A 25,238-nucleotide genomic window follows, 5' to 3' on the forward strand; every position below is an offset into this window, starting at 1 on the left:
CAGAGGGGGTAAGCCCCACGCTCCGCCCCTTCAAGTCACCCCCACCACCGATAAAAATGATGCACCGGCCCCCGCCCATGCCCAACAGCAAGACCTCGCCCGGCATCGAGCGCCCCATTCAGATAATCCTTCGCAAGCCCCACCGCCTCCCGCAACTCACGACCCTGTGCAAGATGAGCCGTAATCGCCGCCGCCAGCGTGCAGCCGGTGCCGTGGTCGTTCTTCGTCTCCACCCGTGCCGCGGAAAGCGCCTGCATGGCGCCATCCGCAAACAGATAATCCGTGCTCTCCGGCCCATCGCCATGGCCGCCCTTGACGAGCACGGCTTTTGCGCCCGCCTTCAGGATCGCCTCGGCCTGGCGAGCGATCTCCGTCTCCGTTTTCGCCATCGAAGACCCGGTCAGCAGCGCCGCTTCCGGCAGGTTCGGCGTAACGATGGTCGCGAGCGGCAGCAAGTCGCGCCGCAATGTCTCGATGGCGTCTTCATGCAGCAGCCTGTCACCGGAGGTCGCTACCATGACCGGGTCCAGCACCACCGGCTGCGATTGCCGCCGAAGCCGTTCCGCGATGGCGGCGATGGTTTCGATCCGCGAGACCATGCCGATCTTCACCGCATTGACAGCGAGATCGGAGAATACCGCATCCATTTGCGCGATAATGGTGGCGACCGAAATATCCTCAACCGCCGTCACACCCTTGGTGTTCTGGGCGGTGATGGCGGTGATGACGCTGGCGGCATAGGCGCCGAGCGCGGAGAAGGTCTTGATATCCGCCTGAATACCCGCGCCGCCGCCGCTGTCGGAGCCGGCAATGGTCAATGCAATGGCTGTCATGGCTGTCTCGCTTTCAGCGCGGCGTCAATCTTGGAGCGGAAGTCCTTAGTCGCACTGGCAATATCGCCCGCGCGGAAAATGGCGGAAATGACCGCGACACCATCCGCACCGGCGGCAATGACGGGTGGCACGCGGACAAGATCGATGCCGGCGATAGCGCCGACCGGCATATCCGGTTTCCACTCCTTCAGAAGGGCGCGCAGCGTGGTAAAACCGTCGATACCGACCGGCTTGTCCGGATTGATCTTGGAAACGGTTTCGAACACGCCACCAATACAGGCATAGTCGGCGGGCATGGAAGCTGCCCGTTCGGCATCGGACCGGTTCTTGACGGTAAGGCCGATGATCGCCTTTTCGCCGAGAATGCGCCTTGCGGTTTTGGCGTCCATGTCATCGACGCCGAGATGCACGCCATCCGCGCCCGAGGCGAGGGCCACATCCACCCGGTCGTTGATGACCAGCGGCACGCCTGTGCCGGCGATAGCCTCGTGAATGGCGCGGGCGTTTTCGATCATCTCGCGCGTCGAGCCGTGCTTGTCGCGATATTGCAGAATGGTCGCGCCATTCAGCGCAGCGGCGAGAGCAAGCTCCGGCAGCGGCGCGACATCGCCAAGGCTCGCATCGACCAGCGCGTTGAGGCGGTAATCAACCTTGTTCATGCTCTATCCTTGCGTGATTTGTGATGTCTTCACCGGAAATTTCGGAAAGCGCATCCAAAAATGCCGGTTCGAAGCTGCCGGGGCCTCTGGCGTGCTTGGCCGCAAGTTCGGCGGAAACGCCGGTGACGGCAAGGGCGGAGGCCGCCGCCGTCAGCGCGTCTTTTTCGACAGCCATGAAGGCGGCGATGACGCCGCCCGAAAGGCACCCCGTTCCCGTCACCTTCGCCATCCACGGATGACCGTTGACGATCCTGACGCTGCGGGCGGCATCGCGCAGATGATCGACCGGCCCGGTCTCAATCCGCACAGCATCCGGCACATCGCCGATCAGGCTCATTTCGGCGCGATTGCCGCGTACGACGGTGGGGGAAAGTGCAATCAGTTCGCGCGCGAATTCCAGCCGCGACGGGGAATAATCGCAATGCACGGGGTCGACGATCCATGGCTTGCCGGATGCATTGGCGATTTTGATCGCCAGCCGGATGACCTTTCGCCGCTCGGCGTCCAGCGTGCCGAGATTGACGGTCAGCGCATCCGCCTTGGTGACAAAACTCTCGATTTCCTCGAGCGAGGTGGTCATGGAGGGGATGCCGCCGACCACGGTGATGCCGTCTGCGGTGAATTTCTGCACCACCGTGTTCATCAGGCAATGCACGCGCGGGCGCGTCTGCCGCACGCGCTCCAGAATCTCGGCGGCCTTTGCCGCTGTCGGAAAAGTCGTCGTCATGGCTGCTGCAGCTCCACGGCGATGTCGTCCGCCGCCGGCGCCTGCTTGATCAGTTGCATTTCCTGCATGAAAGCGCCGAAACGGGCGTAGCGCGCGCGGTCGAGCGCGGCTGGGCGTTTGGCGAAACGCGGCAGCGTGTCGAAGAAGGCCTGCTTGTTCAGCGCATCGTCAAGGTTCGGATAGGCCTTGATGAAAAGCTGCCAGGATTCCTGCGGATGGTTGGTAATGAAGATAGCGGCCTGTTCAACGGCGGAGAGGAAACGCGGCAGGCGGTTGTCTTTTGCGAGATCGCGGTGCGTGACGAAGATCAGCTCGTCATAGGCCGGCACGCCGTGTTCCTCCGGGAAGAAGGAGCGGCCTTCATGTCCCTCGAGCTTCATCTGCGTCAGCTCGAAATTGCGGAAGCCGCCAAGCGTCGCATCCACCTTGCCGGCGATCAGCGACGGCGAGAGCGAGAAGTTGACGTTGATGAGTTCGACATCGTCCTTCGTCAGGCCGTCCTTTTCCAGCATGCGCTTCAGCATGGCATCCTCGAAGCCGGAAACGGAGAAGCCGACCTTCTTGCCCTTCAGGTCCTTCAGGCTCTTGATAGGCCCATCGGCCAGAACGGTGACGGTGTTGAGCGGGGTTTCGACCAGCGTGCCGAAACGCACGAGCGGCAGGCCGGCATCGTGATCGAGATAGAGGTTCGGCTGGTAGTGCACGCCTATATCGGCCTGTTTGGCCGAGACGAGACGCGGCACGGCGGTGGGGTCTGCGGGCGGAACCAGTTCCACCTCTAGCCCCGCATCGGCAAACAGGCCGCGTTCCTTGGCGATCACCATCGGCGCATGATCGGGGTTCACGAACCATTCGAGCAACACGGTCAGCTTGTCTGCCGCATGCGATTGCATGGGTGAAAGCACGCTTGCTGCCGCGACGACGAGGGAAAGAAGAGTTCGTTTCATGGTGCCGAAAGTCTCCGTAAAGATCTGAAAGGAATGGTGTGTTCTGTTTCCTTGGCCCAGGGGGCCAGATTGGCGGTCGCCCGGTCGACAATGAGCCGCAGCAGCACCGCCATGATGGCGAGAATGGCCATGGCGGCGAACATGGTGTCAGTCTGCATGCGGGCATTGGACTGGATCATCACGAACCCAAGCCCTGCCGAAGCGCCCACCCATTCGCCGATGACGGCGCCGAGCGGGGCAAGCGGCGCCGCGACCCTCAAGCCCGAAATCAACGATGGCAACGCCAGCGGCACGCGCAACCGGGTGAGGATCTGCCAGTGGCTCGCCTCAGTCAGCGAGGCGGCGTCGAGGATGGCACGATCGGTGCGGTTGAGCCCGTCAGTGAAAGCGGAGGCAACGGGGAAGAAGATGATGATCGCCGTCATGACCACTTTCGAAGCCATGCCGAAACCGAACCAGAGGACGAGGATGGGGGCGAGCACGAAGACCGGAAAGGCCTGCAACACCAGAACCATGGGCCAGACGAGGCGGCCGAGGCGCGGGATGGCGGCAATGGTGAAAGCGACGAGAATGCCGGCGGTGATGCCCGCCGCAAGCCCGAGCGCCATTTCACCGAGCGTTATCAGCGCCTGCCCGAACAGGAAGCCCGGCTGACGCCAGAAAGCGCCGGCAACATCGGCTGGCGATGGCAGGATGTAGCGGGGCGGTGAAAACAGCCACGTTCCCGCCTGCCAGAAAACCAGCAGAAGACCGACACCGTTCAGCGCATGGGTGGCACGCATGAGCCGGACCTCAGACGCAGACGCACCGTGTGCGAAGGGCGGAAGGGTTCAGCATCATCATTCGTCTCCAGATATGATAATCCCGGAGATCAGGCAAAGCGGAGAAGAGAAAGGGCAGCGCCTCCTGGCGCGGCAGTTCCGTTCCTACGCCGGCATGACCCGGATCAGGTTCAAGGGTCCGGCTCATCGCCATCTCAGCACCGTTCGGTGCTCCCCTCGGAAGAGTTTGTTTTGTAGGTCAAGTTTCATAAATGTCAACGTCCCGCCGGCGATCCGTCGTCAGGCGGGATCGTGAATGCCTGAACGGGCCTGCGCTGGTGCGCATCTCCCATTGGCGTATTAGTTATTAAGGAAATTAGATTTATCGAAAATTAGTTATCTCTTGAAACTGCCTTTCAATATTGTTCGGCTAACGTTCGCTCCGGGGAAAAGTTCCGGGGGCGAATTTGAAGAACATCTGGCAGGATAAATCGGGAAATTTCGGCATTCTCAGCGCCCTGTTGATGGTGCCGCTGATTGGGGCCGCCGGCGTGGCACTCGATGTGACGCATGGCATGGCCGTCAAATCGGACCTGCAGATGGCGGCGGATGCCGCGGCGCTTGCAGTGGTCGCCGATACGTCGGCGAGCGTTCAGAAGGCAAAGGAAATGTCGGGTGACGGTGTCATTTCGCTTGGCAGCAGCGAAGCCTCCGCATTCTTTGAAAGCAATGAGCGGGCCAATCCCGATTATAAGCTCCTGTCTCTTGATGTGTCGGTGATCAAACACGGTAACGCCATCGAATCCTCGGTCAGCTTCAAGGCATCCGTCGGCACCACGCTTTCACGGATACTCGGAGAGGATCTCATCACCATTTCGGGCAAGGCGACGGCAAAATACGAGACAGAAACATTCAGCGACTTCTATGTCCTTCTGGATAACACCCCCTCGATGGGTGTCGGCGCGACGCCAACCGACGTTGCTAAGATGGTTGCGAATACGAGCGACAAATGCGCTTTCGCCTGTCACATCGTGAAAGACGGGGTGGTGGATAAGAACAGCTATTACTACAAAGCCAAAAGCCTCGGGGTCACGACGCGCATCAATGTGGTGGCGCAGGCCACGGCAAGCCTGATGGATACGGCGAAGTCCATGCGCAAAAGCAGCAATCAATATCGTATGGCGGTTTACTCTTTCGGAGAGAAAGCGGAAGATACGAAGCTGCTCGAAGTCGTTCCCTTGACCTCGGATCTGGCGACTGCGAAGAAGAAAGCCGCTGAAGTCGACCTGATGTCGATCCCTAAGCAGGGTTTCAACAACGACCAGCAGACAGATTTTGACCGGGCACTGACCCAGATTGGCGACAGGATCGGCTCTTCGGGCACCGGTGCAAGTTCGGCGAGCCCCGAAAAGATCGTCTTCTTCGTGTCAGACGGCGTCGGCGACAGCTACAAGCCATCCTCCTGTACCAAAAAAACCACCAGCGGCCGCTGCCAGGAACCGATCGATATCAAATATTGCACGAAGCTGAAGGAAAAAGGCTTCCGCATAGCCGTGCTTTATACCACCTATCTGCCGCTGCCGACCAATGGCTGGTACAATAGCTGGATCGCTCCATTTCAGCCGGAAATCGGTGCACGCATGCAGCAATGCGCTTCGCCGGGCCTGTTCTTCGAGGTCAGCCCGTCACAGGGCATAAGCGAGGCGATGACCGCCCTTTTCAAAAAGGCCATCACATCACCCCGCCTGACGGGGTGATGGCAGGGACGATCTCGGCTATCTTTCAGCCGATGGTGCGAAGCTGTTCAAACAGCGGCCGATGGCTGCTATCTGCACGATAGAACGCCGCCGGCTCGCCGAGCGGCGTTTCGACTGTGACGTCCTGTCCGCCGGGATAATGCGCGCCGCTCCACAGGTGCACCCATTCACCGTCGCCCGGAAGATAGAGCGAGCGTTGCGTTTCGCCCGCTTTCCAGACGGGTGCGACAAGCATGTCCGCCCCGTAGAGATAGCAGTCCTGAATGGTATACGTCCGCCGGTCATTCTCGTAGTGAAGAAAGAGCGGACGCTGCACCGGCAGGCCCGTCCTGGCCGCTTCCGCCGAGAGCGATTTCAGATATGGGGCCAGCGCGACATAGATGGACGTCATTCGGGCGAAATGGGCAAGAACCGCCTCATCCTGATCGATCTGGAGATTGTCGCGCGGCCGGTTGCCCTCATGGGTACGCATGACCGGCGTGAAAGCGGCCATTTCCGTCCAGCGCATGATGAGTTCTGCGGTTCTGACATTGCCGAACAGGCTGGTGTAACCGCCAATATCGGAATGATGATAGGCATTGCCCATGAGGCCGGAGGAGAGCGCCCCGCAGATGACGGTGACCAGACCGTCGTGACGGGAGAAGTCGACAGACTGGTCGCCGCCCCAGATCAGTGGGCAATGGGCCTGTACACCGGTGAAGCCGGCGCGCATGAAGAACAGCGCTTCGCCGGTCTTGCCGCGACTTTCGACGGCCTTGGCGTTGACCTCGGCCCAGAGCGTTGGCCAGGCATTGTGCATCAGCTTGGCGTCGACACCGTTGGAAAGGGTAATGTCGATCGGCAGATATTCGCCGAAATCGGCCATCCAGCCGGAGAGGCCGAAATCGAGCATGTTCTTGCCGATGATTTCCTCGGCGAACCAGTCGGCGGCGGCCGGATTGGTGAAATCGACCACGCCGCAATCGAACTCGCCGAAATCCACCAGCGCCGTCTTGCCCTCGGCGTCAGTGGCGAAATAACCGGCTTTTTCGGCCACCGGGAACAGCGGGCCATCGACACACAGATAGGGGTTCACATAACCCAGAAAGCGGATGCCCTGATCGGAAAGCTCGGCGATCTTCTGGCGCAGATGCGGATAACGCGTGTCATTCGCCTGCCAGTCCCAGAAGAGGCGCGCGCCGAAGGATGTCTGGCGAAGACCCACCCAGTCTTCGCACCAGAGGCCGGACACCTTCGTTCCGGCCGCGCGGATTTTCTCCAGTCGCGCAAAGGAGTTGACGCCGTCCTTTAACCCGATGATCGCACCGTTATAGACCCACTCCGGCAGTTCCGGCTGGCGTCCGAACCGCAGCGACAGGGCGGAAACGATATCGGTGAAATGATCGCCGGCGAAGAATTCGATCTTTTCGGGTATGGCCCAGATTTCGATCTCGTGGAAATCGCCGTTGCGGAAATCGAAGACCGAATAGGCGCTTGTTTCCACATGGAGGGCGTATCTGCGCGACGACAGGTAAGTCGGCTGCGGGTAGTTGGTATTGTAATAATCACCGCCCGCCTTGCCGCTGACATCGGACTTGAAGGTGATCTCGGTGGTCTTGTCGCGGCCGACCCCCGGCTCGGAGGTCCACAGCGGAAAGCGGCGACCGCGCATGTCGAAATAGGACATCTGCTCGCCGCCGCCCCAGACGTGCTCATCCGTTTCCGCAACGACGCGCAGCCATAGGCGGTTGACGGTGTCATCCAGCGCCGTTAGCCGCATCGCGCTGCCATCGAGCGTCAGGCGAAGGCGCGGTGTCTGTCCCGGCGCGGATGAGAGCGTGATGCTCTCGCCGCTGACCTCGGCATGGCGCAGTGCGGTTCGTTCGATCAGGTAGTCCTCGATATCGAAGTTGCCGCGATACATATCCATCCTCTCCTTGCCGAAACCGGCGAAGAAGGCCGGGTTTTCGGATGAATGGGAAAGTACGGTGCGGTTGCCGATGGTGAGCGCAAAGCCGTCTTTGGTCTTTTCGAAATGCATGACTGTACCTGTTTAGCCCTTGAGACCGCCGGCGGTGAGGCCGGAGACAACCCGTTCCTGAAAGATGACGATCAGGATGGCGACCGGCACGATACCCACCACCAGTGCCGCCGAGATGACCGGCCAGGGGAAGGCGAATTCACCCTGATAAAGCTGGATGCCGACAGGAAGCGTGCGGAGCGCCGGATTGGAATTGAAGGAAAGCGCCAGCAGGAACTCATCCCAGGCATTCACGAAGGCAAGGATTCCGGCGGTGAAAACGCCCGGCGCGCAGAGCGGCACGACGACCTTGAACAGCGCGCCGATGCGGGTGCAACCATCGATCATGGCGGCGTTTTCGAGATCGCGCGGGATGCTTTCGAAGAAGGAGACCAGCATCAGCGTGCAGACCGGCAGCGACAGCACCGTGTAGGGCAGGATCAGCGCCGTCCAGCTGTTGAGCAGGTTCAAGGCGCGCATGATTTCGAACAGCGGCACCAGAAGCGTGACGAGGGGGAAGGTGGAGACGGCGATGATGAGCGAAAGGATCAGCGCACGATATTTGAGGTTCAGCCGCGCCAGCGCGTAAGCCGCCAGCACCGAAATCAGGATGGTGAGGGCGGTGGAAAGCAGCGCTACCATGAAGCTGTTGAACAGGAAGAGATGCAGCGGCTGGTCGGAAAAGGCCTGCATGTAATTGGCCAACGTCGGCGCGTGCGGAAACCAGGTGATTGGCTTGACCGTCAGTTCTGCTTCGGTCTTCAACGAGGTGAAAAGGATCCAGATCGCCGGAAACAGGCCGTTGACCAGAAGAATGGAGGCCGCGATGAAGCGCAGCGGCTTGCCGGAAAAGAAGGAGGACAGACCGGAATTCGCAACGGTGCTCATGGGATCAGTCCTTCGTCCTGATAATGCGGAGATAAACGGCGGTGACGCACATGGAAAGCGCAAACATCATGACCGCCAGCGCCGAACCGTAACCGAGATCGAGGAAGGAGACGGTGTTCTGGTGGATATACATGGCAAGCGTCGTGGTGGATGTGCCGGGGCCGCCGCCGGTCATCATGTAAGGAATATCAAAGGTCTGCAGCGCTGTGATGGTGCGGAAGATGAGCGCGACGACAATCGAGGGCTTGAGAAGCGGCAGGGTGATCTCGAAGAATTGCCGGATTTTGCCGGCGCCATCCACATCTGCCGCCTCGTAGAGCGAACGCGGAATGGTCTGCAGGCCGGCAAGGATCATCAGCGCCATGAAGGAGGATGTCTTCCAGATGATGGTCAGGCAGATGGCCGCAAAAGCCCAGTTCGGCGAATTGAACCAGATGATCCCTTCGAAGCCGAAACGGTTGAGCACATCATTGACCACGCCATATTCGTAATGGAAAAACCATGCGAAGATGAGGCCGGCAAAGGACAGCGGCAGCGCCCACGGGATCAGCAGCGAAAGCCGCATCGGCCACTGCATGGAAAAAGGCAGGTTGGCGAGCAGTGCGAGGCCAAGGCCCATGATGAGCGCGCCGGGAACGGTGATCAGCGTGATCAGCACCGTGTTCCAGGTCGTTTCCCAGAAGATCGGGTCGTCGAACATCGCCGTGTAGTTTTCAAAGCCGATGAATTCCGCCGGCAGGCCCGACGTCAGCGAAAGGCTGAAAAACGATGTGTAGACGAGCCACGCCACCGGATAGACGATGATGAGCGACAGCAGGATCGCCGCCGGCGCCAAGAGAAGCACGGCCAGCGGCCGGTCGCCGAGATCGAGCCACCGCGTCCAGCGCGGCTGCGGTTTCTCGTCCACCCGAACCATGGTTCTTTCCGGCATTGTCACGTCTGCCACTCCCGCAACTGGATTCACGTCGTCGTCTCCCGAGCGGACCGGTTCTACCCGGCCCGTTAATCGCGCCCTTCAGGCGGCCTTATTCCTGTCAGTCGAAGCGGCCGGAAAGGGCATGGCAGGCATGCCGCTTTCCGGCCCAAAGCTTAGCGCAGAACGCGCCGCAGACGGCTTTCCATCTGCTTTGCGCCATCCTCCGGCGTCATGACGCCGGCAAGCACGCCGTTGACGGTGGTGCGGATGGTTTCGCTGACCTCGTTGTAACGCGGCGTCACGGGGCGGGCCTTGGCAGTCTCGACGACGGGCAGGGCATCCGCGAACCACGGGATCGTCTTGGTTACCTCAGCATCCTTGTATAGTGCGGCATAGGTGGGCAGAAGCGCGGCGTTGATGGCCATGAACTTCGAAACATCCTGACCGGAGAGATATTCCACCAGCTTCTTGGCTTCCTCCTGCTGCTTGGAATAGGCGGAAACGCCGAATTCCCAGCCGCCGAGGCAGGTCGTCTGCTCGCCGCCCTTGACGGCCGGCAGGCGGGCGACGCCAACCTTGTCGTTCACCTGCGATTCCTTGCCCTGGAAATGGGTCCAGGCATAGGACCAGTTGACCGCGAAGAGCACTTTACCTGCCTGGAATTCCTTGCGGGTGTCGTCGGTCGCCACTTCCGAAATGTTCTTTTTGGAAATGCCTTCGTCCACGAAGCTCTTCCAGAGCTTCAGCGAATCCACCGCCGCCTTGTTGTCGAAATTCAGTTTGCCGTTTTCAACCAGCGACTTGCCTTCGCTCCAATAGGGCAGGAGGAAGGTGCAGACAGCGCCTTCGATCGCCTTGCCCTGGAAGGACAGGCCCTGAAGCTCGGGGTTCTTTTCACCCTCCATCACCTTCTTGGAGGCTTCCTTCAGCTCGTCCCAGGTGGTTGGCGGCTTGATGCCGTATTTTTCGAGCAGGTCCTTGCGGTAATAAAGGAACATGGAATCGGCAAAGGCGGGCAGCGCCACGATCTTGCCGTCCACCGTGTTGGCTTCGGCATAGGTCGGCAGATAGGCCGACATGTCCTTGCCGGAGAAATCGCTTGTCCAGCCAGCCGTGGCGAATTGCGCGGGGCGGATGACGTCGAGCATCAGCACGTCAAGGCTCGAATCCTTGGCCGACATCACGGTGTTTAGATATTGCGCCTGCATTTCCGAGGTGTTGCCGCCGGTCTCGATGACAACCTTCACGCCGGGCGTCTTGGCCTCATATTGATCGAGCGCCTTGCGCCAGACATCCGGCTGATGCTGGCTGGAAACGAAGATCTTCAGTTCGGCATCGGCAAAGGCCTGTCCCGAAAAGGCGAGCATGGTTGCGCAGAGCGCGGCACCCATGAGGGCTTTGCCCTTGATGGTTTTAAATGTCATGTGTTCCTCCCGTTATTAAACCTGTTGGCCGCAGCGTTTCCTCGCCCGGCGATCAGTGAATCGAGCGTTCCGTCGCGGCGTCGAAAAGATGGACCTTGGACGGATCGACGCCGATCTTCAGTTCCTCATTCGGCGCAGGCCGCAGATGCGGCGGCATGCGTGCGGTCAGCGCCGCATCGCCAAGGCTGAAATGGACGAGCGTGTCCGAGCCCAGCGGTTCCACTACCTGCACCTTGACCGCAAGCTGCGTGTCGAAGCCCTCGACGGGGCCGAAATGTTCCGGGCGAATGCCGACAATGACTTCGCGCCCTTCGAGACCCGTTTCGCGGGATGGCCGGATGGCTGCCATCGGCAGGGAATTGCCGTCGGAAAATGCCAGCCGGTCGCCGCTCACCTTTGCGCGGGCGAAGTTCATCGCCGGCGCGCCGACGAAGCCGCCGACGAAGACGCTTTCCGGACGGTTATAGACCTCGTCCGGCGTGCCGACCTGCTCGATATCGCCGCCCCGCAGGATGACGATGCGGTCGGCCAGCGTCATGGCCTCCACCTGGTCATGGGTAACGTAGATGATGGTCGTGCCGAGCTGCTGGTGCAGCCGCTTGATTTCCGTGCGCACCTGTCCGCGCAGCTTGGCGTCGAGGTTGGAAAGCGGCTCGTCGAACAGAAACACCTGCGGGCGGCGCACGATGGCGCGACCCATGGCAACACGCTGGCGCTGGCCGCCGGAAAGCTGTCCGGGCCGACGGTCGAGGAGGTGCTCGATACCGAGCATCTTCGCGGCTTCATCGATACTGGCATTGGCCTGGGAGGCGCTGACACCGCGTACCTTCAGGCTGAAACCCATATTTTCGCGCACCGTCTTGTGCGGATAAAGCGCATAGTCCTGAAAGACCATGGCGATGTCACGCTCGCGCGGCGGCAGCCGGTTGACGACGCGGTCGCCGATCTTCACTTCGCCGCCGGTAATGCTTTCAAGCCCGGCGACCATGCGCAGCGTCGTCGATTTGCCGCAGCCGGAAGGGCCGACGAACACGACGAATTCGCCATCGTTGATTTCAAGGTCTATGCCCTTGACGATGCGAAGCGCACCGTAACTCTTGTCCAGCTTGCGCAGGCTGACCGAAGCCATATTTTCCTCCTCACGACCGGCGCGTCCAGAATTCGGATGGACGCCATTGCCGGTATCAACCTTCAAGTTCCACGCATCGCATCGTCGAAAATCGATCCCGATTGTCTGGCGATATCGTGGGATGGCGAAAAACGCCTGTCTCCCTGAGGACTTGATATTACCTTTCAAAAAAAGGAAATCAATAGTGTATCAATTTTATTTCTGACAGAAATCAAAAACTATTAAGTCATTGATTTAAAGAAATATAGTCGCAAAACTGCCCGCAGGACAGGCCGCTGCTTGCTTGCTTGCCGTCAAATTTCTCCGTTCATCTGGACCACGCGAATTTTGTGTAGTCTCAACGTATGCGAGAAACGTATCGGGCAACGGTATGATCGAACCAGGTCCATGAAACTTCGGCCACCGCACCGTCCTGCGCTTGGCTCAGACGCAACACCCGCGGCACCAGCGCGCCTGATTTCTGACCGAAGGCCTCGGGTGTCCATTCGGGTACTTCGCCGAGATCGATGCGATCTTCCGCCTTCGATATCCAGAGGTTGAGGCGGGTGCGGTAATAGAGATAGAGGGATTCGGACATGTTCTCGATGGCGATGGTGTCGACGTAAGAACCGTCCAGCCAGATTTCTTCGATGGCCGCCGGTTTGCCGGCAATGCGCCGCAGGCGGCGAATCCTGTGTCCTTCGGTCGATGTGCCGAAGGCGGGCAGGTCGGCGGGCTTGGCAAGGCGGGCCACATCCAGAACCTCCGCCGTCGGCAGGCCGCCGCCCTCGATCAGTTCAAGCCGGAAGAAGGCGTAGACGCTTTGCGGATCGCTGACGGCGCGAATGTAGTTGCCTGAGCCCTGCACCCGCTCCAGCAGGCCGCGCTCCTGCAATTCGGCGAGCGACTTGCGAAGCGTGCCAACGGCGATGCCGAGGTCGGCCGCCATATCGCGCTCCGGCGCGAGCTTCTCGCCATCGATCAGCCGGCCCGCCGCCACTTCGCGCACAAGCATTTCCGCGATCTGCATATACATTGGCAGGCTGCCGCCAGTGTGTTTCATATGCCGTTTCCTCCCCCGAAACAAAAATTGATACATCATTGATTTACATATTTCTTGATGTTATGCAAGAAAAACGAGAGCGGCCCTGAGGAGGAATTGCATGACCGTCGTACCCGTTACATCCGCTGATCTCGATGCTGCCGAGGTCTCCTGGTTTTCCGCTTTGTGTTCCGATGACTACGCCTATCTTGGCGTGCCGGATGGCAGCCTGCGCTCCAGTTTCGAGCATTGTTCGAATATCGTCAAAAAGGCCGAAGAACTCGGTTTTCGCAACATTCTCTGCCCTTCATCCTATCAGGTCGGGCAGGATACGCTGAGCTTCGTCGCCGGCTGTGCGCCGATCAGCGACCGCATCAATTTTCTTGCTGCTATCCGCTGCGGCGAGATGCAGCCGATCATGCTGGCGCGCACGGTGGCGACGCTCGACCACATGCTGAAAGGCCGCCTGACGCTCAACGTCATCAGCTCGGATTTCCCTGGCGAAGTGGCCGATAGCGCGTTTCGCTACAAGCGCAGCCATGAGGTCGTTGAGATTCTGCGCCAGGCCTGGACGCGCGACACCATCGACCATGACGGGGAAATCTACCAGTTCAAAGGCGTCTCCACCGAGCCGGCAAGACCCTACCAGCAGAATGGCGGACCGCTCCTTTATTTCGGTGGCTATTCGCCGGATGCGCTCGAACTCTGCGGCGCGCAATGCGACGTCTATCTGATGTGGCCGGAAACGAAGGACCAGCTTGCAGACCGCATGCGTGCCGCAAATGAACGCGCCGCCGCCCATGGCCGCACGCTGGATTACGGCCTGCGTGTCCATATGGTGGTGCGCGATACCGAACAGGAAGCCCGCGAATATGCCGAGCATCTTGTCTCGAAGCTCGATGACGAATATGGGCAACTGATCCGCAACCGCGCGCATGACAGCGGCTCGCTCGGCGTATCGCATCAGGCGCGTGCCCGCGAACTCGCCGACAAGTTCGGTTATGTCGAACCCAATCTGTGGACCGGCATCGGCCGGGCGCGTTCGGGCTGCGGTGCGGCGCTGGTCGGTTCCACCGACAAGGTGCTTTCGGCGCTGGAAGAATACCAGAAGATGGGCATTCGCGCCTTCATCCTTTCCGGTTATCCGCATCTCGATGAGGCGGAGCACTTCGGCACCAAGGTTCTGCCGCAGATGAAAACCTGCTCCCTGCCGCATGCCTATGGCCGGGTGCCTTCTGAAACGCCGGCCACGCCGCTCGGCAAAGGGGAACGCCACTGATGGAACGCATCGCTCTTTCCGACAAACTCGAACTCAGCCGCATCGTCTACGGCATGTGGCGCATAGGCGACGATGCCGATACCTCGCCCGCCCACGTGCAGGCCAAGATCGAGGCTTGCCTCGCGCAGGGCATCACGACCATGGATCAGGCCGATATTTACGGCGGATACACGGCGGAAGCCATTCTGGGTGCCGGCCTGAAAGCCGCTCCGGGGCTGCGTGACAGAATAGAAATCGTCACCAAATGCGGCATCGTTGCACCCGCAGGCCGTCACGCCGCCGCCCGTGTCAAACATTACGACACGACGGCCGGCCACATCAACGCCTCGGTCGAGGCGTCGCTTCGCGACATGGGTACGGATCACGTTGATCTGCTGCTCATTCATCGTCCCGATCCGTTGATCGATGCGGAAGAAACCGGCAAGGCGCTCGATGCGCTGGTGGCATCCGGCAAGGTCAAGGCCGTCGGCGTCTCCAACTTCCGCCCGTGGGATTTCTCCCTGCTGCAATCGGCGATGAGTAACCGGCTCGTGACCAACCAGATCGAAATGAGCCTTCTTGCCACGGATTGCTTCACCAATGGCGATCTGGCCTTCCTGCAGGAAAAGCGCGTTTCTCCAATGGCATGGTCGCCGCTTGGCGGAGGCTCGCTGTTCTCCGGTGCTCATGGCGGCACCATGGCCGCCTTGCAGCGCATCGGCAAGGAGCAGGGCGTGGATGCCACGGCAGTGGCGATCGCCTGGCTTTTGCGGCATCCGGCCAAAATCGTGCCTGTGCTCGGCACCAACAATATCGAGCGTATCAGAACGGCGGCCGATGCGCTCAACGTGACGATGGACCGCCAGACCTGGTTCGAACTCTACACCCTTGCGATTGGAAAAGAGGTGCCGTGATGACAGTGGCAGAGGCGATCAAAATGCCCAATGAGCATGTATTCGTTCCCGGCGGCGAAAACAGCCGCAGCTTCCGCAATGCGCTCGGCGCTTTCACGACAGGTGTGACGGTGGTGACCGCCACGACGCCGGAAGGGCCGATCGGCATGACGGTCAACAGCTTTGCGTCTGTGTCGCTCGATCCGCCGCTGGTGCTGTGGTCGCCGGCCAAAAGCTCGTCGCGTTATCAGGCCTTCAGCGGTGCAACCCATTTCGCCATCCACGTGCTGAGCGCCGATCAGGATGTGCTAAGCGCCCGCTTCACCCGCAATGGCCGCGCTTTCGACGATCTCGACTGGGAAATGAATGACGAGGGCGTTCCCGTCATTCCCGGCACGCTTGCCCGGTTCGAATGCCGTCAGGCAGCGTCCCACGATGCGGGCGACCACACCATCATCGTCGGCGAGGTGCTGCGCGCCGCCCATCGCGACGGGGACCCGCTGTGCTTTTCGGGCGGAGCCTTTGGAAGGTTTTCGCGGCAGTAACAGACGCTGCCGGTTTGCCTTCCGGCTTCCGGCGAGACAATGTTACTCCAGCCGCCTTCTGAAATATTTCACGGAGCGCGCCATCGCGCTCCGTTTATATTTATTCAGTCAGTAAAAACGACATTTTACGCTCTTCATACTGGAAAATATCTTCCAAACCGGCCTAGTTTACCTTTACGCGCGAACGGTGATTCGTCGGATCGAAGGCCGCCGTCTGTGCGGGTAAGGGAGAGTGAATGTCCGCTTGTTTCTGCCATGTCCTGGAAGGCGAAAGCCGTCCGATAGCGGGGACAGGTCAGGAGCCACGACGCAAAGTCGTCATTCTCGACGCAAAGGGTCTTCTTGTCCTGTTGCTTTCAATGGTCCCGGCACATGTCGCCGTGGCGGAAACGCTGCGCTGGACGGGGCCTGATGGAGGTGACTGGTTCACCGCCACGAACTGGGGGCCAACGCAGCGCGTGCCGAATGCGGACGATGACGCCATCGTCGATAGTTTGGGGCCGGCGATAACGATCGGCAACAGCGGAAGCATTGGCGGATTGTCGGTCGGCCTCGGCGCCGGTGGCAACGGTACGCTTGTGGTCCGTGGTTCACTGGATACGAAATCGTTCTACCTTGGTCTAACGGATGGGGTCTCCGGTACGGCAACTTTTTCCAGCGCGACCTGGAGTAACAGCAATCTTCTTTCCATCGGTGGTAACGGCACGGGAACTCTTGTTCTGTCGAATGGTACAAGGGCGGCGTCGGGCGACATCCACATAGGCGGATTCGGGACAGGAAACGGCTCCCTCACGCTTGATAATTCATCCAGCCTCTCCAGTTCCAATACTATTATTGTCGGTTACGGCAACGGGACTTCGCTTGCGACCGGCCTCACAGGCAGCCTCAAGGTTTTGGCAGGCAGCACGCTGAAAAGCGTGAACAGCGTCATCGGCGACGATGTGGGCTCCCATGGCGTCGCTATTGTCTCCGGCGCCGACAGCCGCTGGGTGACATCGGACGAGATGGTGATCGGCGAAGCCGGTGTCGGCACTCTGACGATTTCGGGCGGCGGTACTGTTATCAATCGGACGACTGTCATCGCCAGTCTGGATTCGGCGGGCGGAAGTGGAGTGAAGGTCAGCGGTCGTGGTTCGTTATTGCAAAGCGATGGGGGGCTGAAGATCGGCGATGGCGGAGCGGGGACGCTTCTGGTTGAGGCCGCCGGAAAGGTCAAAAGCGGCGACGCCGTTATCGGCTTCCAATCGGCCAGTTCGGCAACGGTGACCGGGGATAGTTCCAGCTGGTCGACCGACGATCTGGAGATTGGCAACGGAACGCTTAACATTACGGCGGGCGGTTCCGTAGACAGCGCCAGAGCGCGTCTCGCTTCCGCTGCCGGGGCAACCGGTGAGGCCGTCGTCGATGGTGAGCGTTCCCTGTGGTCCGTGAAGGATGACATGGTGGTAGGCGAGAACGGCGCGGGCTCCCTGGTTGTCACCGGCGGTGGCCGTGTCGATGCCGGATATGTCGTTCTCGGCGAAAATGCCGGCGCGACCGGCTCAATCCGCATCGCTGGTGATGGAAGCATCTTGCGGAGCAAAAGCGATTTAGCCGTCGGTCATTCGGGCAACGGCTCGGCGGCGATCGAGGCTGGAGGTGCGGTGTTTAGCGACGATGGATATGTTGGGGAGCGAAATGGTTCCAATTCGACCGTCGCCGTGGCCGGCGACGGATCCCGCTGGACGATGACCGGAGAGTTTTTCGTCGGCTATGACAAAGGAGCAACCGGAAACGCCACGGTCAGTGCTGGCGGTGGTATCCGGGCGGCGAATATCGTGCTTGGCAATATCGACGGCTCCTCCGGCACGCTGACCGTCACCGGCGCGGGCTCGACCGTTACAGCCGCTTCCGCTGCGCCCGGTTCCGGCGCGATTTATGTCGGCTTTGGCGGTTCCGGCAGCCTGACGGTGACGAATGGCGCGTCACTCGATGCACATAACCTTTATGTTGCCAGTAAAACCGGAGCGGACGGCACTGTTCTGGTAACCGGCGTTGGATCACGGGCCACGGTGGGCGCGGGGATGGTCATCGGCGGTTCCGGAACCGGGGCGCTGGAGGTGACAGGCGGCGCATCCATCGCCACGCCCACCATCATCATCGCCATGTCGGCTGGTTCCACGGGGGTTTTGAACATCGGGGCGGCGGCGGGTCAGACGGCGCGTTCGGCCGGTGCCGTGGATGCGCGGACCATAAGCTTTGGCGCCGGCAATGGCAGCATCGTCTTTAATCATTCCGAGACCGGCTATCTTCTAACCGCCGATATTTCGGGGACGGGCAGGGTGGTGGCAGAGGCCGGCGTCACAACACTTTCGGGCAATAACAGCTATTCCGGCGGCACCACAATTTCGAGTGGTACGCTGAGGGGCACGGCGGGAAGTTTCGGCTCCGGCGGCATTGCCAATGATGCGCAGCTCGTTATCGATGGCGCGGGCACGCTATTCAATAGCATCAGCGGCACCGGCACCCTTAAAAAAACGGGAGATGGCAATCTCGTCCTGACCGGAAAAAGCACCTATTCGGGCGTAACCGAGGTTTCCTCGGGCAAGCTAAGCGTCAACGGCTCACTCGCAAGCATGGTGACCGTCGGCAGCGGTGCGGTGCTTGGCGGTTCCGGCACCATCGGCGGCCTGACCGTTGCTTCCGGCGGCACGCTTTCGCCTGGCAATTCCATCGGCACGCTCACCTCCACGGGCGATGTGACATTCGCCAGCGGTTCGGCCTATGCCGTCGAAATCGACGCATCAGGCAGTTCCGACAGGCTTGATATCAATGGCGCTATTACCATCGGTAACAATGTCAGTCTCGTCGTCACACCGCTGTCGAGCCCTTCGGCCTATAGTCTCGGCACCCCATATGCGATCCTGACGGCAACCGGCGGCATTAGCGGCGCATTTTCCAGCGTGGACGAAAATTTCGCCTACCTGATCGTCGGCGTCACAAAAAGCGCCGATAACAGCAAAGCCTATCTCTCTTTCAACCGTGTATCGCCCGAACCCGGGCTTCTTGCCGCGGCGACTTTGACGGAAAACGCACGCAGCGCCGCGAGGGCTGTTGAGGCGAGCGGGGATGCCTCACCGCTTTATCAGACGGCGGTGTTTCTCCAGTCAGACGAAACCCAATCAGCCTTCTCACAGCTTGCCGGTGAACTGCATCCTTCACTTGCGATGGCATTGATAAATCGCAGTCAGTTGACCCGTGATGTCATTCTCAACCGGTTGCGCAGCGCGTTCAAGGGTATCGATGCGCGCCCGATCCTGCCGGCTGTCGAAAGGGCGGGGGTATCGGATCCGATGAATATCGATGAAGGCTCCCTCACTTTCTGGTCAAATGGTTTCGGGTCGCGCGGACATATCGATGGCGATGGCAACGGCTCGTCGGTCAGTATGAAGGGTGGCGGCGTCTTTTTTGGTCTCGATGGTGATTGGGGCGACGGTTGGCGCACCGGTGTTGCTGCCGGTTATGGCCGTGATGTCATCAGCCAGAAGTCTTTTTTGGCGTCAGCAGATGTGGACAGCTATTATGCGGCTGCCTATGCGGGCGCGGCAATTGGCCCGGCCTCGCTGCGCTTTGGAGCTATTCACGCATTTCAGGACGTCGAAACCCGCCGGGCGGTGTCGTTTTCGACATTGCAGGAAAATCTGGCCGCTGGCTATGACGCCTCCACCACCCAAGTCTTTGCTGAGGCAGCCTGGCGTTTCGATTTTGATCTCGTCCAGTTCGAACCCTACGCCAATATCAGTTATGTGAATACGAAGACGGATGCCTTCGGCGAGAAGGGCGGCATGGCCGCCGTTTCTTCCGGCTCTGCCAGCCATGACCAGCTTTATTCAACGCTTGGTGCGCGTTTCAGCCGTGATATCGCATTTGAGGGTATGGCTGGGCAGGCGATGTTCGATATCGGCTGGCGTCATGCCTATGGCGATCCGGCGGTTGAGAACACCTTGTTCTACACGGGTGGCCAAGGCTTTTCTGTTACAAGTGCGGCGATGGCGCAGGATGCGGCGTTGATCAATCTGGGACTGCGCTACGACCTCAATCCCGCCGCCACTTTGACATTCCGTTATGGCGCTGTTTTCGGAGCAGGCATGCTGGATCAATCCGCCTCTGCCGAACTGGGAGTCCGTTTTTGATGAGGCGTTGTCAAAACTTGGTTGGGAAGACAGCCCTCGCTGCCTTCCTTTCCGCCAATGTTGCAGCGAGTGCGCTTGCGCAGGAGGCAGCGAAGGTTGCTGGGCTCATGCACGAGGTTTATGGAAGCTGGCAACTCGCCTGCGCGGCGCCAGCAAAAAAGGACGAGGCCGACCCGAACGCGCCAGTGGCGGCGGAAAAGCCGGCCTGCGCCATAGCCCAGGTCCAGCTTGAGGAGAAAACCCGCAAGCTTGTCGTCTCTGTCGAATTCCGGATTGATGATCCGAAAATGCCTGACAAATTGTCCGGCACCATCGTCATGCCTTTCGGCCTTGCCGTCACAAAGTTGTTTTCGGTGAAATCCGGAACTGTGCGGCTGCAGGAAGTGCAGGTTAGCACCTGCCTGCCCGTCGGCTGCATCGTGTCCTTCACGCCCTTTGTCGAGCTTGTCTCGGCGCTTGAGGCGGGAAAGACATTGACGATCGAAGCCCCCGATCTGCAGGGCCGCACGGTGTCGTTCCAGTTGCAGGCGGCGGGTTTTTCCGAGGCGCTGAAGCGCCTCGGAAATCTGCGTTAGAGCGTTTCCAGTAAAAGTGGAACGCTTTTACGTCCGGACAAGGCGTAAAATCAAAAACGATCTAGGCAGCGACGGAATCAGGTTCGCCTTCGCCCTCCGGCTTTTGCGGCTCGGCGTGCTTCCCGGCTGATTTCTTGCGGGAAAACAGCCCGGTGAGGAAGTGGCCGAACCGGTCCATTTCCACGAAGATAACGGGGGTGATGAACAGCGTCAGCAATTGCGACACGATAAGGCCGCCGACCACGGCGACGCCGAGCGGCTGGCGCAGTTCCGAACTTGCGCCCGAGCCGAGTGCGATGGGAAGCGCCCCAAGCAGCGCGCAGAAGGTTGTCATCATGATCGGCCGGAACCGGCGCACGCAGGCCTCGTGAATGGCGGTTGTGGGCGGCTCGGCCTTTTCGCGTATCAGTTCCACCGCGACATCGATCATCATGATCGCGTTTTTCTTGACGATGCCGATCAGCATCAGCAGGCCGATCAGCGCGATGATCGAGAAATCCATGCCCATCACCTTCAGCGCCACCAGTGCGCCGAAGGCCGCCGCCGGCAGGCCGGAGAGGATGGTCAGCGGATGGATGAAGCTCTCGTAAAGCACGCCGAGAACCACATAAATGGTCAGCACCGCCGCCAGAATGAGGAGGCCGGTATTGCCCTGGCTCTGCTGGAAGATCGCCGCCGTGCCGCCATAGCTGGTGAAGACATCCTGCGGCAGGCCTATCGTGCTCTTGATCTGATCGATCCGGCTTGTGGCATCGGAAAGCGCCACGCCGTCCGGCAGGTTGAAGGAGATGGTGGTGGAGACGAGCTGGCCCGTCTGGTTGATGGTGACAGGCGCCTGCGTACGGGTGAGGCTGGCGAAGTTTGAAAGCGGAACCAGAACGCCCGATTTTGCCGAAAGAATGTTGATATCGCTGAGGAAATCATCATTCCACGGTTTCGAGCTGTCGAATTCCACAATCACGTCGTAACTGTCGCCGGTGGACTGGATCTGTGCCGCCGTATAACCGCCAAAGGACATTTCCAGCGTCTTGCGCAACTGGTCGTTGGTGATGCCGAAGGCAGCCGCCTTTTCCGGGTCGACGGAAATCGTCGCGGCGATCGCGCCGTTCTGGGCATCTGAGGTGACGGAGGTGAAGGTGTGGTCGCGGCGCATCGCTTCCATCAGCTTGTTCGACCATTCATTGGTCGTATCGGCATTCAGCCCCTGAACGACGAGCTGGTATTGGCTGGCGGAGCTGCGCCCGCCGAAACGCAGGCTCTGCTGTGGATTGATATAGGTGCGGATGCCCGCCACCTTCGATGTGGCCTGCCCCAGTTCCGCCAGCACCTGGCTGAGCGGCGCGCGCTCTTCCTTAGGCTTCAGCTCAACGAACATCGAGCCGTTGTTCAGCGGATTGCGGGAATTGCCGCCAACTATGGAGGTGACGTGCACCACGGCCGGATTCTTGCGGATCTGATCGGCGACCTGAGCCTGGAGATCGCGCATCGCCGTATAGGAAATATCCTCACGCGCCTGCGTCGAAACCGAAAGACGGCCGATATCTTCCTGGGGAAAGAAGCTGGAGGGCAGCGTTTCGAAGAGATAGAGCGATGCCGCGACCGAGGCGAGAAACGATGCCAAAACGATGCGGCGATGGGAAAGGCACCAGCCGACGGCGCTGCCATAGGCGCGCAGCGTGCGTTCGAAACCCGCATCGAACCAGCGGATGATCGCCGGTGGTCTGGAGGAGTGGCCGGAGAGGCGCGAAGCGAGCATAGGCGTCACCGTCAGCGAGACCAGCGCCGAGGCCATGATCGCGAGCGTGACGACCATGCCGAACTCGTTGAAGAGCCTGCCGATGACGCCGCCCATCAACAGGATGGGGATGAAGACGGCCACCAGCGAGATGGACATGGAGAGAATGGTGCTGCTGACCTCTGCCGCGCCCTGAAGGGCCGCTTCGCGCATGGGCAGGCCTTTTTCATGCAGGCGCAGGATGTTTTCCAGCATGACGATGGCATCGTCCACCACCAGCCCCACCGAAAGTGTCAGACCGAGCAGCGAGATATTGTCGATGCTGTAGCCCAGAACATACATCATGCCGAAGGCGGTGATGAGAGACAGGGGGACTGCAAGACCCGGAATGACGGTCGCCGTCAGGTGCCCGGTGAAGAGATAGATGACCGCAACCACCAGCCCGATGGTGAGAAACAGTGTGAACTGCACGTCCGAAATCGCGTCCTTGATGGCGGTCGAGGCGTCATTCATGACGTTGATATTGACCGAAGGCGGCAATTGCTGGTGAAGCGCCGGCAGCTTGGCTTTGATGGCGTCCACCACGTCGACCGTATTGGCGTCCGGTTGACGCTGGACGGCGAGAACGATGGCCTGTTCACCGTCGAACCAGCTGCCGGCATTGGTGTTGTCGATGCTGTCGGTGACATTGGCGATATCGCCGAGATGGATCGGCGCGCCATTGTTCGTCGAGACGACCAGCGAGCGGAAGGCGGCCGCATTGGTGCGCTGGGTATCGGCCTCGATCGTCAGGCGCTGATTGTCGTTCTGCAAAGCCCCGACGGGCACCTGATTATTCGCCTGGGCTATGGCCGTGGTGACGGTGTCGACGCCGAGCCCTCTTGCCTGAAGCTGGGTCGGATCGAGGCCGATACGCACCGCATAGGTCTGCGCGCCATAGATGCTCACCTGCGCGACGCCCGATATGGTGGAAAGAAGCGGAGAAATGATGTTCTCGGCGATTTCGTCCACCTTGCTGGTCGGCATCTCCTTGCTGTTGACGGCCAGCAGCAGCACCGGTGCATCGGCCGGGTTGGTCTTGCGATAGCTCGGTGTTGTCGTCATGTTGCTCGGCAATTGCCGTTGTGCGCGGGAAATCGCGGCCTGCACATCGGCCGCCGCTGCATCGATATCGCGGTTAAGATCGAACTGCAGCACGATCGAGCTGTTGCCGAGCGTATTCGTGGCGCTGATTTCGCTGACGCCGGGAATGGTCTCGAATTGCTTGACCAGCGGTGTGGTGACCGATGTGGCCATGGTTTGCGGCGAAGCGCCGGAAAGCGACGAGGAAACGTTGATCGTCGGGAAATCCACCTTCGGCAGGGCGGCGACGGGCAGCAGGCGGAAGCCGGCAAGCCCGGCCAGCACCAGGCCGATGGCGAGGAGCGTGGTGGCGACGGGCCGGTTGATGCAGAAATTCGGGATCATTGGTCGCCAACCTTTTCCTGCGGAATATTGGCGGCCAGATTGCCGGCCGCACCGCCCTTGTCGGAAAATTGCTCGACCACGAACTGGCCGTCGGCAAGTTCGGATTGACCCTCGATAATCACATGCTCGCCGCCATTGAGACCGCTTGCGATGGCGGTAAGATCGCCATTCGAGCGGGCGACTTCCACCGGCGTCATATGGGCATGATGCTCGCTATCGACGGTATAGACGAAATTGCCCTTCGGTCCCGGCCGCACGGCAACCGTCGGTACGACGATCATTTCATCGTCCGAAACGAAGTGCGCGGTGACATTGACGGACTGGCCTGGCCATAAAAGACCGCGATCGTTCTTGAATTCCGCCTTGGCCAGCACCGTGCCGGAGGTCTGGTCCACCGTATTGTCATAGAACCGCAGCACGCCGCTCATCGGTTCGCCCCCCGTCGCCGCGGGGTCGACATCGACTGCGGTATTCTTCGCCACGCCTTCTCGCAATTGCGGCAGATAGCGCTGAGAGAGCCGGAAACTGACCGAAATCGGATCGTATTTGGTGATCGTCACGATATTGACGCCGGCGCTGAGATAGGCGCCGGGGCTGACACTGATATCACCGAGCCGCCCATCGAAGGGGGCACGGATTTCCATGTGCTCGAACGTCACCTGGTCGGAGGCAAGCGTTGCCTTGTCGGCATCGATCTTGGCGCTGGCGCTATCCCGCGCCGCCCTTGCCTGATCCAGCACCTGCTGGGATTCCGCGCTCTGCTTGACGAGATTGGCGGCGCGCTGGAAGGCGGCCTCCGTCTGCTCCAGCGTTGCCTGATCGGCGGCGATATTGGCCTTGTCCTTGTCGACAGCGGCGCGGGCGATGCGGTCGTCCATCTTGAGGATAAGGTCGCCCGCCTTGATATGCTGACCGTCCTTCGCCTCGATTTCCATGACGAGGCCGGCCTGAAGCGGCGCGATATTGGTGATGTCGGCCGCAACGGCCCAGCCCGTCGCCGTTGCATCCATTGGCAACGTCGCCTTGCCGACGGCGATGGTGCTGACGGTGGGTGGCCCGCCATTGCGCCGCCCTCCACCCTGTTTTTGTCCCTGCTGCCGGGCTGGTTGGCCGCTTTGGGAGGACTGCGTCGCCGTTTCGGCGTCGGCCCTGGGAGACACGCTGGCAAATTGCTTGATATAGGGGACTTGATCGAGCGGCAGGCGATCCTTGAAATACCAGGCACCGGCGGCTGCGATGGCAAGAACGCTGAGAGCGGTCCAGAAACGTTTCATCTGACGATTCCGCGTAATGAGAGCGATACATGTTTCCCGAACATGTGCGGTAAGCCTTGGGAGCAGCTTTCCCCCACAAGACACCCAATGCGCTGCGAAATCACCTTAAACTTTTGTAATGGCGGCGACAATGACCGTCGCTATATCGCTTGCCTCTCAGGAGGCAGGCGGTTTCGGTTCATGCCCCAGGCAATGCTTGATCATGTCCCCGTTTCGCCGCTGGTTCCGGCCAAGGAAAAAAGCCGCCTCGTTTACGGG

Annotated in this window: 19 protein-coding genes and 1 riboswitch; of the genes, 6 read left to right on the forward strand and 13 right to left on the reverse strand. The window is 60.2% G+C overall.

Annotated features, from left to right (window positions below):
• Nucleotides 1-35: 35 nt before the first annotated feature.
• From thiD to RAC79_RS20850, 5 genes are read right to left on the reverse strand one after another with little or no spacing between them, the layout of a single operon-like run.
• Nucleotides 36-833, reverse strand: coding sequence for a bifunctional hydroxymethylpyrimidine kinase/phosphomethylpyrimidine kinase (gene thiD / locus RAC79_RS20830; protein WP_078052556.1), 798 nt, complete (start codon nucleotides 831-833; stop codon nucleotides 36-38).
• Nucleotides 830-1,492, reverse strand: a complete 663-nt coding sequence (gene thiE / locus RAC79_RS20835) for a thiamine phosphate synthase (protein WP_078052557.1) — start codon at nucleotides 1,490-1,492, stop codon at nucleotides 830-832. Before thiE ends, thiD begins: the two co-directional genes overlap by 4 nt.
• Nucleotides 1,479-2,219, reverse strand: coding sequence for a hydroxyethylthiazole kinase (locus tag RAC79_RS20840; protein ID WP_078052558.1), 741 nt, complete (start codon nucleotides 2,217-2,219; stop codon nucleotides 1,479-1,481). The genes thiE and RAC79_RS20840 overlap by 14 nt, the downstream gene beginning before the upstream one ends.
• Nucleotides 2,216-3,166 carry an ABC transporter substrate-binding protein gene (locus tag RAC79_RS20845; RefSeq protein ID WP_174039880.1) on the reverse strand — a complete coding sequence of 317 codons (951 nt, stop codon included), beginning with the start codon at nucleotides 3,164-3,166 and terminating at the stop codon, nucleotides 2,216-2,218. Before RAC79_RS20845 ends, RAC79_RS20840 begins: the two co-directional genes overlap by 4 nt.
• Nucleotides 3,163-3,948: an ABC transporter permease gene (locus tag RAC79_RS20850; protein WP_065655614.1), complete on the reverse strand. Its 786-nt coding sequence runs from the start codon at nucleotides 3,946-3,948 to the stop codon at nucleotides 3,163-3,165. The genes RAC79_RS20845 and RAC79_RS20850 overlap by 4 nt, the downstream gene beginning before the upstream one ends.
• Nucleotides 3,949-4,072: 124 nt before the next feature.
• Nucleotides 4,073-4,175: riboswitch (TPP riboswitch) on the reverse strand.
• Between the two features lie 219 nt (nucleotides 4,176-4,394).
• On the opposite strand from RAC79_RS20850, the gene RAC79_RS20855 reads away from it, so the two are divergent.
• Nucleotides 4,395-5,684: a pilus assembly protein TadG-related protein gene (locus RAC79_RS20855; RefSeq protein ID WP_078052559.1), complete on the forward strand. Its 1,290-nt coding sequence runs from the start codon at nucleotides 4,395-4,397 to the stop codon at nucleotides 5,682-5,684.
• Nucleotides 5,685-5,709: 25 nt separating this feature from the next.
• On the opposite strand, the gene RAC79_RS20860 is transcribed toward RAC79_RS20855, so the two are convergent.
• From RAC79_RS20860 to RAC79_RS20885, 6 genes are all read right to left on the reverse strand, one after another.
• Nucleotides 5,710-7,704: an alpha-glucosidase gene (locus RAC79_RS20860; RefSeq protein WP_174039879.1), complete on the reverse strand. Its 1,995-nt coding sequence runs from the start codon at nucleotides 7,702-7,704 to the stop codon at nucleotides 5,710-5,712.
• 12 nt (nucleotides 7,705-7,716) lie between these two features.
• Nucleotides 7,717-8,571 (reverse strand): carbohydrate ABC transporter permease, encoded by an 855-nt coding sequence (locus RAC79_RS20865; protein ID WP_003519886.1) that lies wholly within the window; start codon nucleotides 8,569-8,571, stop codon nucleotides 7,717-7,719.
• Between the two features lie 4 nt (nucleotides 8,572-8,575).
• Nucleotides 8,576-9,487 carry a carbohydrate ABC transporter permease gene (locus RAC79_RS20870; RefSeq protein ID WP_174039995.1) on the reverse strand — a complete coding sequence of 304 codons (912 nt, stop codon included), beginning with the start codon at nucleotides 9,485-9,487 and terminating at the stop codon, nucleotides 8,576-8,578.
• A gap of 173 nt (nucleotides 9,488-9,660) precedes the next feature.
• On the reverse strand, nucleotides 9,661-10,911 hold the full coding sequence (locus RAC79_RS20875) for an ABC transporter substrate-binding protein (protein ID WP_142844610.1): 1,251 nt from the start codon (nucleotides 10,909-10,911) through the stop codon (nucleotides 9,661-9,663).
• A 52-nt stretch (nucleotides 10,912-10,963) separates the two neighbouring features.
• The gene (locus tag RAC79_RS20880) at nucleotides 10,964-12,040 is read right to left on the reverse strand and encodes an ABC transporter ATP-binding protein (RefSeq protein WP_080857259.1); all 1,077 of its coding nucleotides are present in this window, start codon (nucleotides 12,038-12,040) and stop codon (nucleotides 10,964-10,966) included.
• A gap of 337 nt (nucleotides 12,041-12,377) precedes the next feature.
• Nucleotides 12,378-13,082, reverse strand: a complete 705-nt coding sequence (locus RAC79_RS20885; protein WP_174039878.1) for a GntR family transcriptional regulator — start codon at nucleotides 13,080-13,082, stop codon at nucleotides 12,378-12,380.
• Between the two features lie 100 nt (nucleotides 13,083-13,182).
• Between RAC79_RS20885 and RAC79_RS20890 the strand changes: the two genes are divergently transcribed.
• The 5 genes from RAC79_RS20890 (at nucleotide 13,183) to RAC79_RS20910 (ending at nucleotide 20,504) form a co-directional block, all read left to right on the forward strand.
• The gene (locus RAC79_RS20890; RefSeq protein WP_174039877.1) at nucleotides 13,183-14,340 is read left to right on the forward strand and encodes an LLM class flavin-dependent oxidoreductase; all 1,158 of its coding nucleotides are present in this window, start codon (nucleotides 13,183-13,185) and stop codon (nucleotides 14,338-14,340) included.
• A complete protein-coding gene (locus RAC79_RS20895; protein WP_065655621.1) occupies nucleotides 14,340-15,233 on the forward strand; it encodes an aldo/keto reductase family oxidoreductase in 894 nt (297 codons plus the stop codon). The genes RAC79_RS20890 and RAC79_RS20895 overlap by 1 nt, the downstream gene beginning before the upstream one ends.
• Nucleotides 15,233-15,757: a flavin reductase family protein gene (locus RAC79_RS20900; protein WP_003519878.1), complete on the forward strand. Its 525-nt coding sequence runs from the start codon at nucleotides 15,233-15,235 to the stop codon at nucleotides 15,755-15,757. The genes RAC79_RS20895 and RAC79_RS20900 overlap by 1 nt, the downstream gene beginning before the upstream one ends.
• A 236-nt stretch (nucleotides 15,758-15,993) precedes the next feature.
• A complete protein-coding gene (locus RAC79_RS20905) occupies nucleotides 15,994-19,929 on the forward strand; it encodes an autotransporter domain-containing protein (protein WP_174039876.1) in 3,936 nt (1,311 codons plus the stop codon).
• Nucleotides 19,929-20,504 (forward strand): invasion associated locus B family protein, encoded by a 576-nt coding sequence (locus RAC79_RS20910; RefSeq protein WP_142844608.1) that lies wholly within the window; start codon nucleotides 19,929-19,931, stop codon nucleotides 20,502-20,504. The genes RAC79_RS20905 and RAC79_RS20910 overlap by 1 nt, the downstream gene beginning before the upstream one ends.
• A 61-nt stretch (nucleotides 20,505-20,565) precedes the next feature.
• Here RAC79_RS20910 and RAC79_RS20915 read toward each other — a convergent pair whose 3' ends face one another.
• Nucleotides 20,566-23,706 (reverse strand): efflux RND transporter permease subunit, encoded by a 3,141-nt coding sequence (locus RAC79_RS20915; protein WP_142844607.1) that lies wholly within the window; start codon nucleotides 23,704-23,706, stop codon nucleotides 20,566-20,568.
• The gene (locus RAC79_RS20920; protein ID WP_374997492.1) at nucleotides 23,703-24,980 is read right to left on the reverse strand and encodes an efflux RND transporter periplasmic adaptor subunit; all 1,278 of its coding nucleotides are present in this window, start codon (nucleotides 24,978-24,980) and stop codon (nucleotides 23,703-23,705) included. Before RAC79_RS20920 ends, RAC79_RS20915 begins: the two co-directional genes overlap by 4 nt.
• Nucleotides 24,981-25,238 lie beyond the last annotated feature (258 nt).

Origin of the sequence: Agrobacterium sp. LR_9, from assembly GCF_041954855.1 — a bacterium.
GTDB lineage: Bacteria > Pseudomonadota > Alphaproteobacteria > Rhizobiales > Rhizobiaceae > Agrobacterium > Agrobacterium leguminum.

Coding starts and splice junctions, on each gene's coding strand:
- RAC79_RS20905 (WP_174039876.1), top strand. CDS start 15,994: ATGTCCGCTTGTTTCTGCCATGTCCTGGAAGGCGAAAGCCGTCCGATA.
- RAC79_RS20845 (WP_174039880.1), bottom strand. CDS start 3,166: ATGAAACGAACTCTTCTTTCCCTCGTCGTCGCGGCAGCAAGCGTGCTT.
- RAC79_RS20895 (WP_065655621.1), top strand. CDS start 14,340: ATGGAACGCATCGCTCTTTCCGACAAACTCGAACTCAGCCGCATCGTC.
- RAC79_RS20865 (WP_003519886.1), bottom strand. CDS start 8,571: ATGAGCACCGTTGCGAATTCCGGTCTGTCCTCCTTCTTTTCCGGCAAG.
- RAC79_RS20840 (WP_078052558.1), bottom strand. CDS start 2,219: ATGACGACGACTTTTCCGACAGCGGCAAAGGCCGCCGAGATTCTGGAG.
- RAC79_RS20860 (WP_174039879.1), bottom strand. CDS start 7,704: ATGCATTTCGAAAAGACCAAAGACGGCTTTGCGCTCACCATCGGCAAC.
- RAC79_RS20920 (WP_374997492.1), bottom strand. CDS start 24,980: ATGAAACGTTTCTGGACCGCTCTCAGCGTTCTTGCCATCGCAGCCGCC.
- RAC79_RS20910 (WP_142844608.1), top strand. CDS start 19,929: ATGAGGCGTTGTCAAAACTTGGTTGGGAAGACAGCCCTCGCTGCCTTC.
- RAC79_RS20885 (WP_174039878.1), bottom strand. CDS start 13,082: ATGAAACACACTGGCGGCAGCCTGCCAATGTATATGCAGATCGCGGAA.
- RAC79_RS20880 (WP_080857259.1), bottom strand. CDS start 12,040: ATGGCTTCGGTCAGCCTGCGCAAGCTGGACAAGAGTTACGGTGCGCTT.
- thiD (WP_078052556.1), bottom strand. CDS start 833: ATGACAGCCATTGCATTGACCATTGCCGGCTCCGACAGCGGCGGCGGC.
- RAC79_RS20875 (WP_142844610.1), bottom strand. CDS start 10,911: ATGACATTTAAAACCATCAAGGGCAAAGCCCTCATGGGTGCCGCGCTC.
- RAC79_RS20850 (WP_065655614.1), bottom strand. CDS start 3,948: ATGCGTGCCACCCATGCGCTGAACGGTGTCGGTCTTCTGCTGGTTTTC.
- RAC79_RS20890 (WP_174039877.1), top strand. CDS start 13,183: ATGACCGTCGTACCCGTTACATCCGCTGATCTCGATGCTGCCGAGGTC.
- thiE (WP_078052557.1), bottom strand. CDS start 1,492: ATGAACAAGGTTGATTACCGCCTCAACGCGCTGGTCGATGCGAGCCTT.
- RAC79_RS20900 (WP_003519878.1), top strand. CDS start 15,233: ATGACAGTGGCAGAGGCGATCAAAATGCCCAATGAGCATGTATTCGTT.
- RAC79_RS20915 (WP_142844607.1), bottom strand. CDS start 23,706: ATGATCCCGAATTTCTGCATCAACCGGCCCGTCGCCACCACGCTCCTC.
- RAC79_RS20870 (WP_174039995.1), bottom strand. CDS start 9,487: ATGGTTCGGGTGGACGAGAAACCGCAGCCGCGCTGGACGCGGTGGCTC.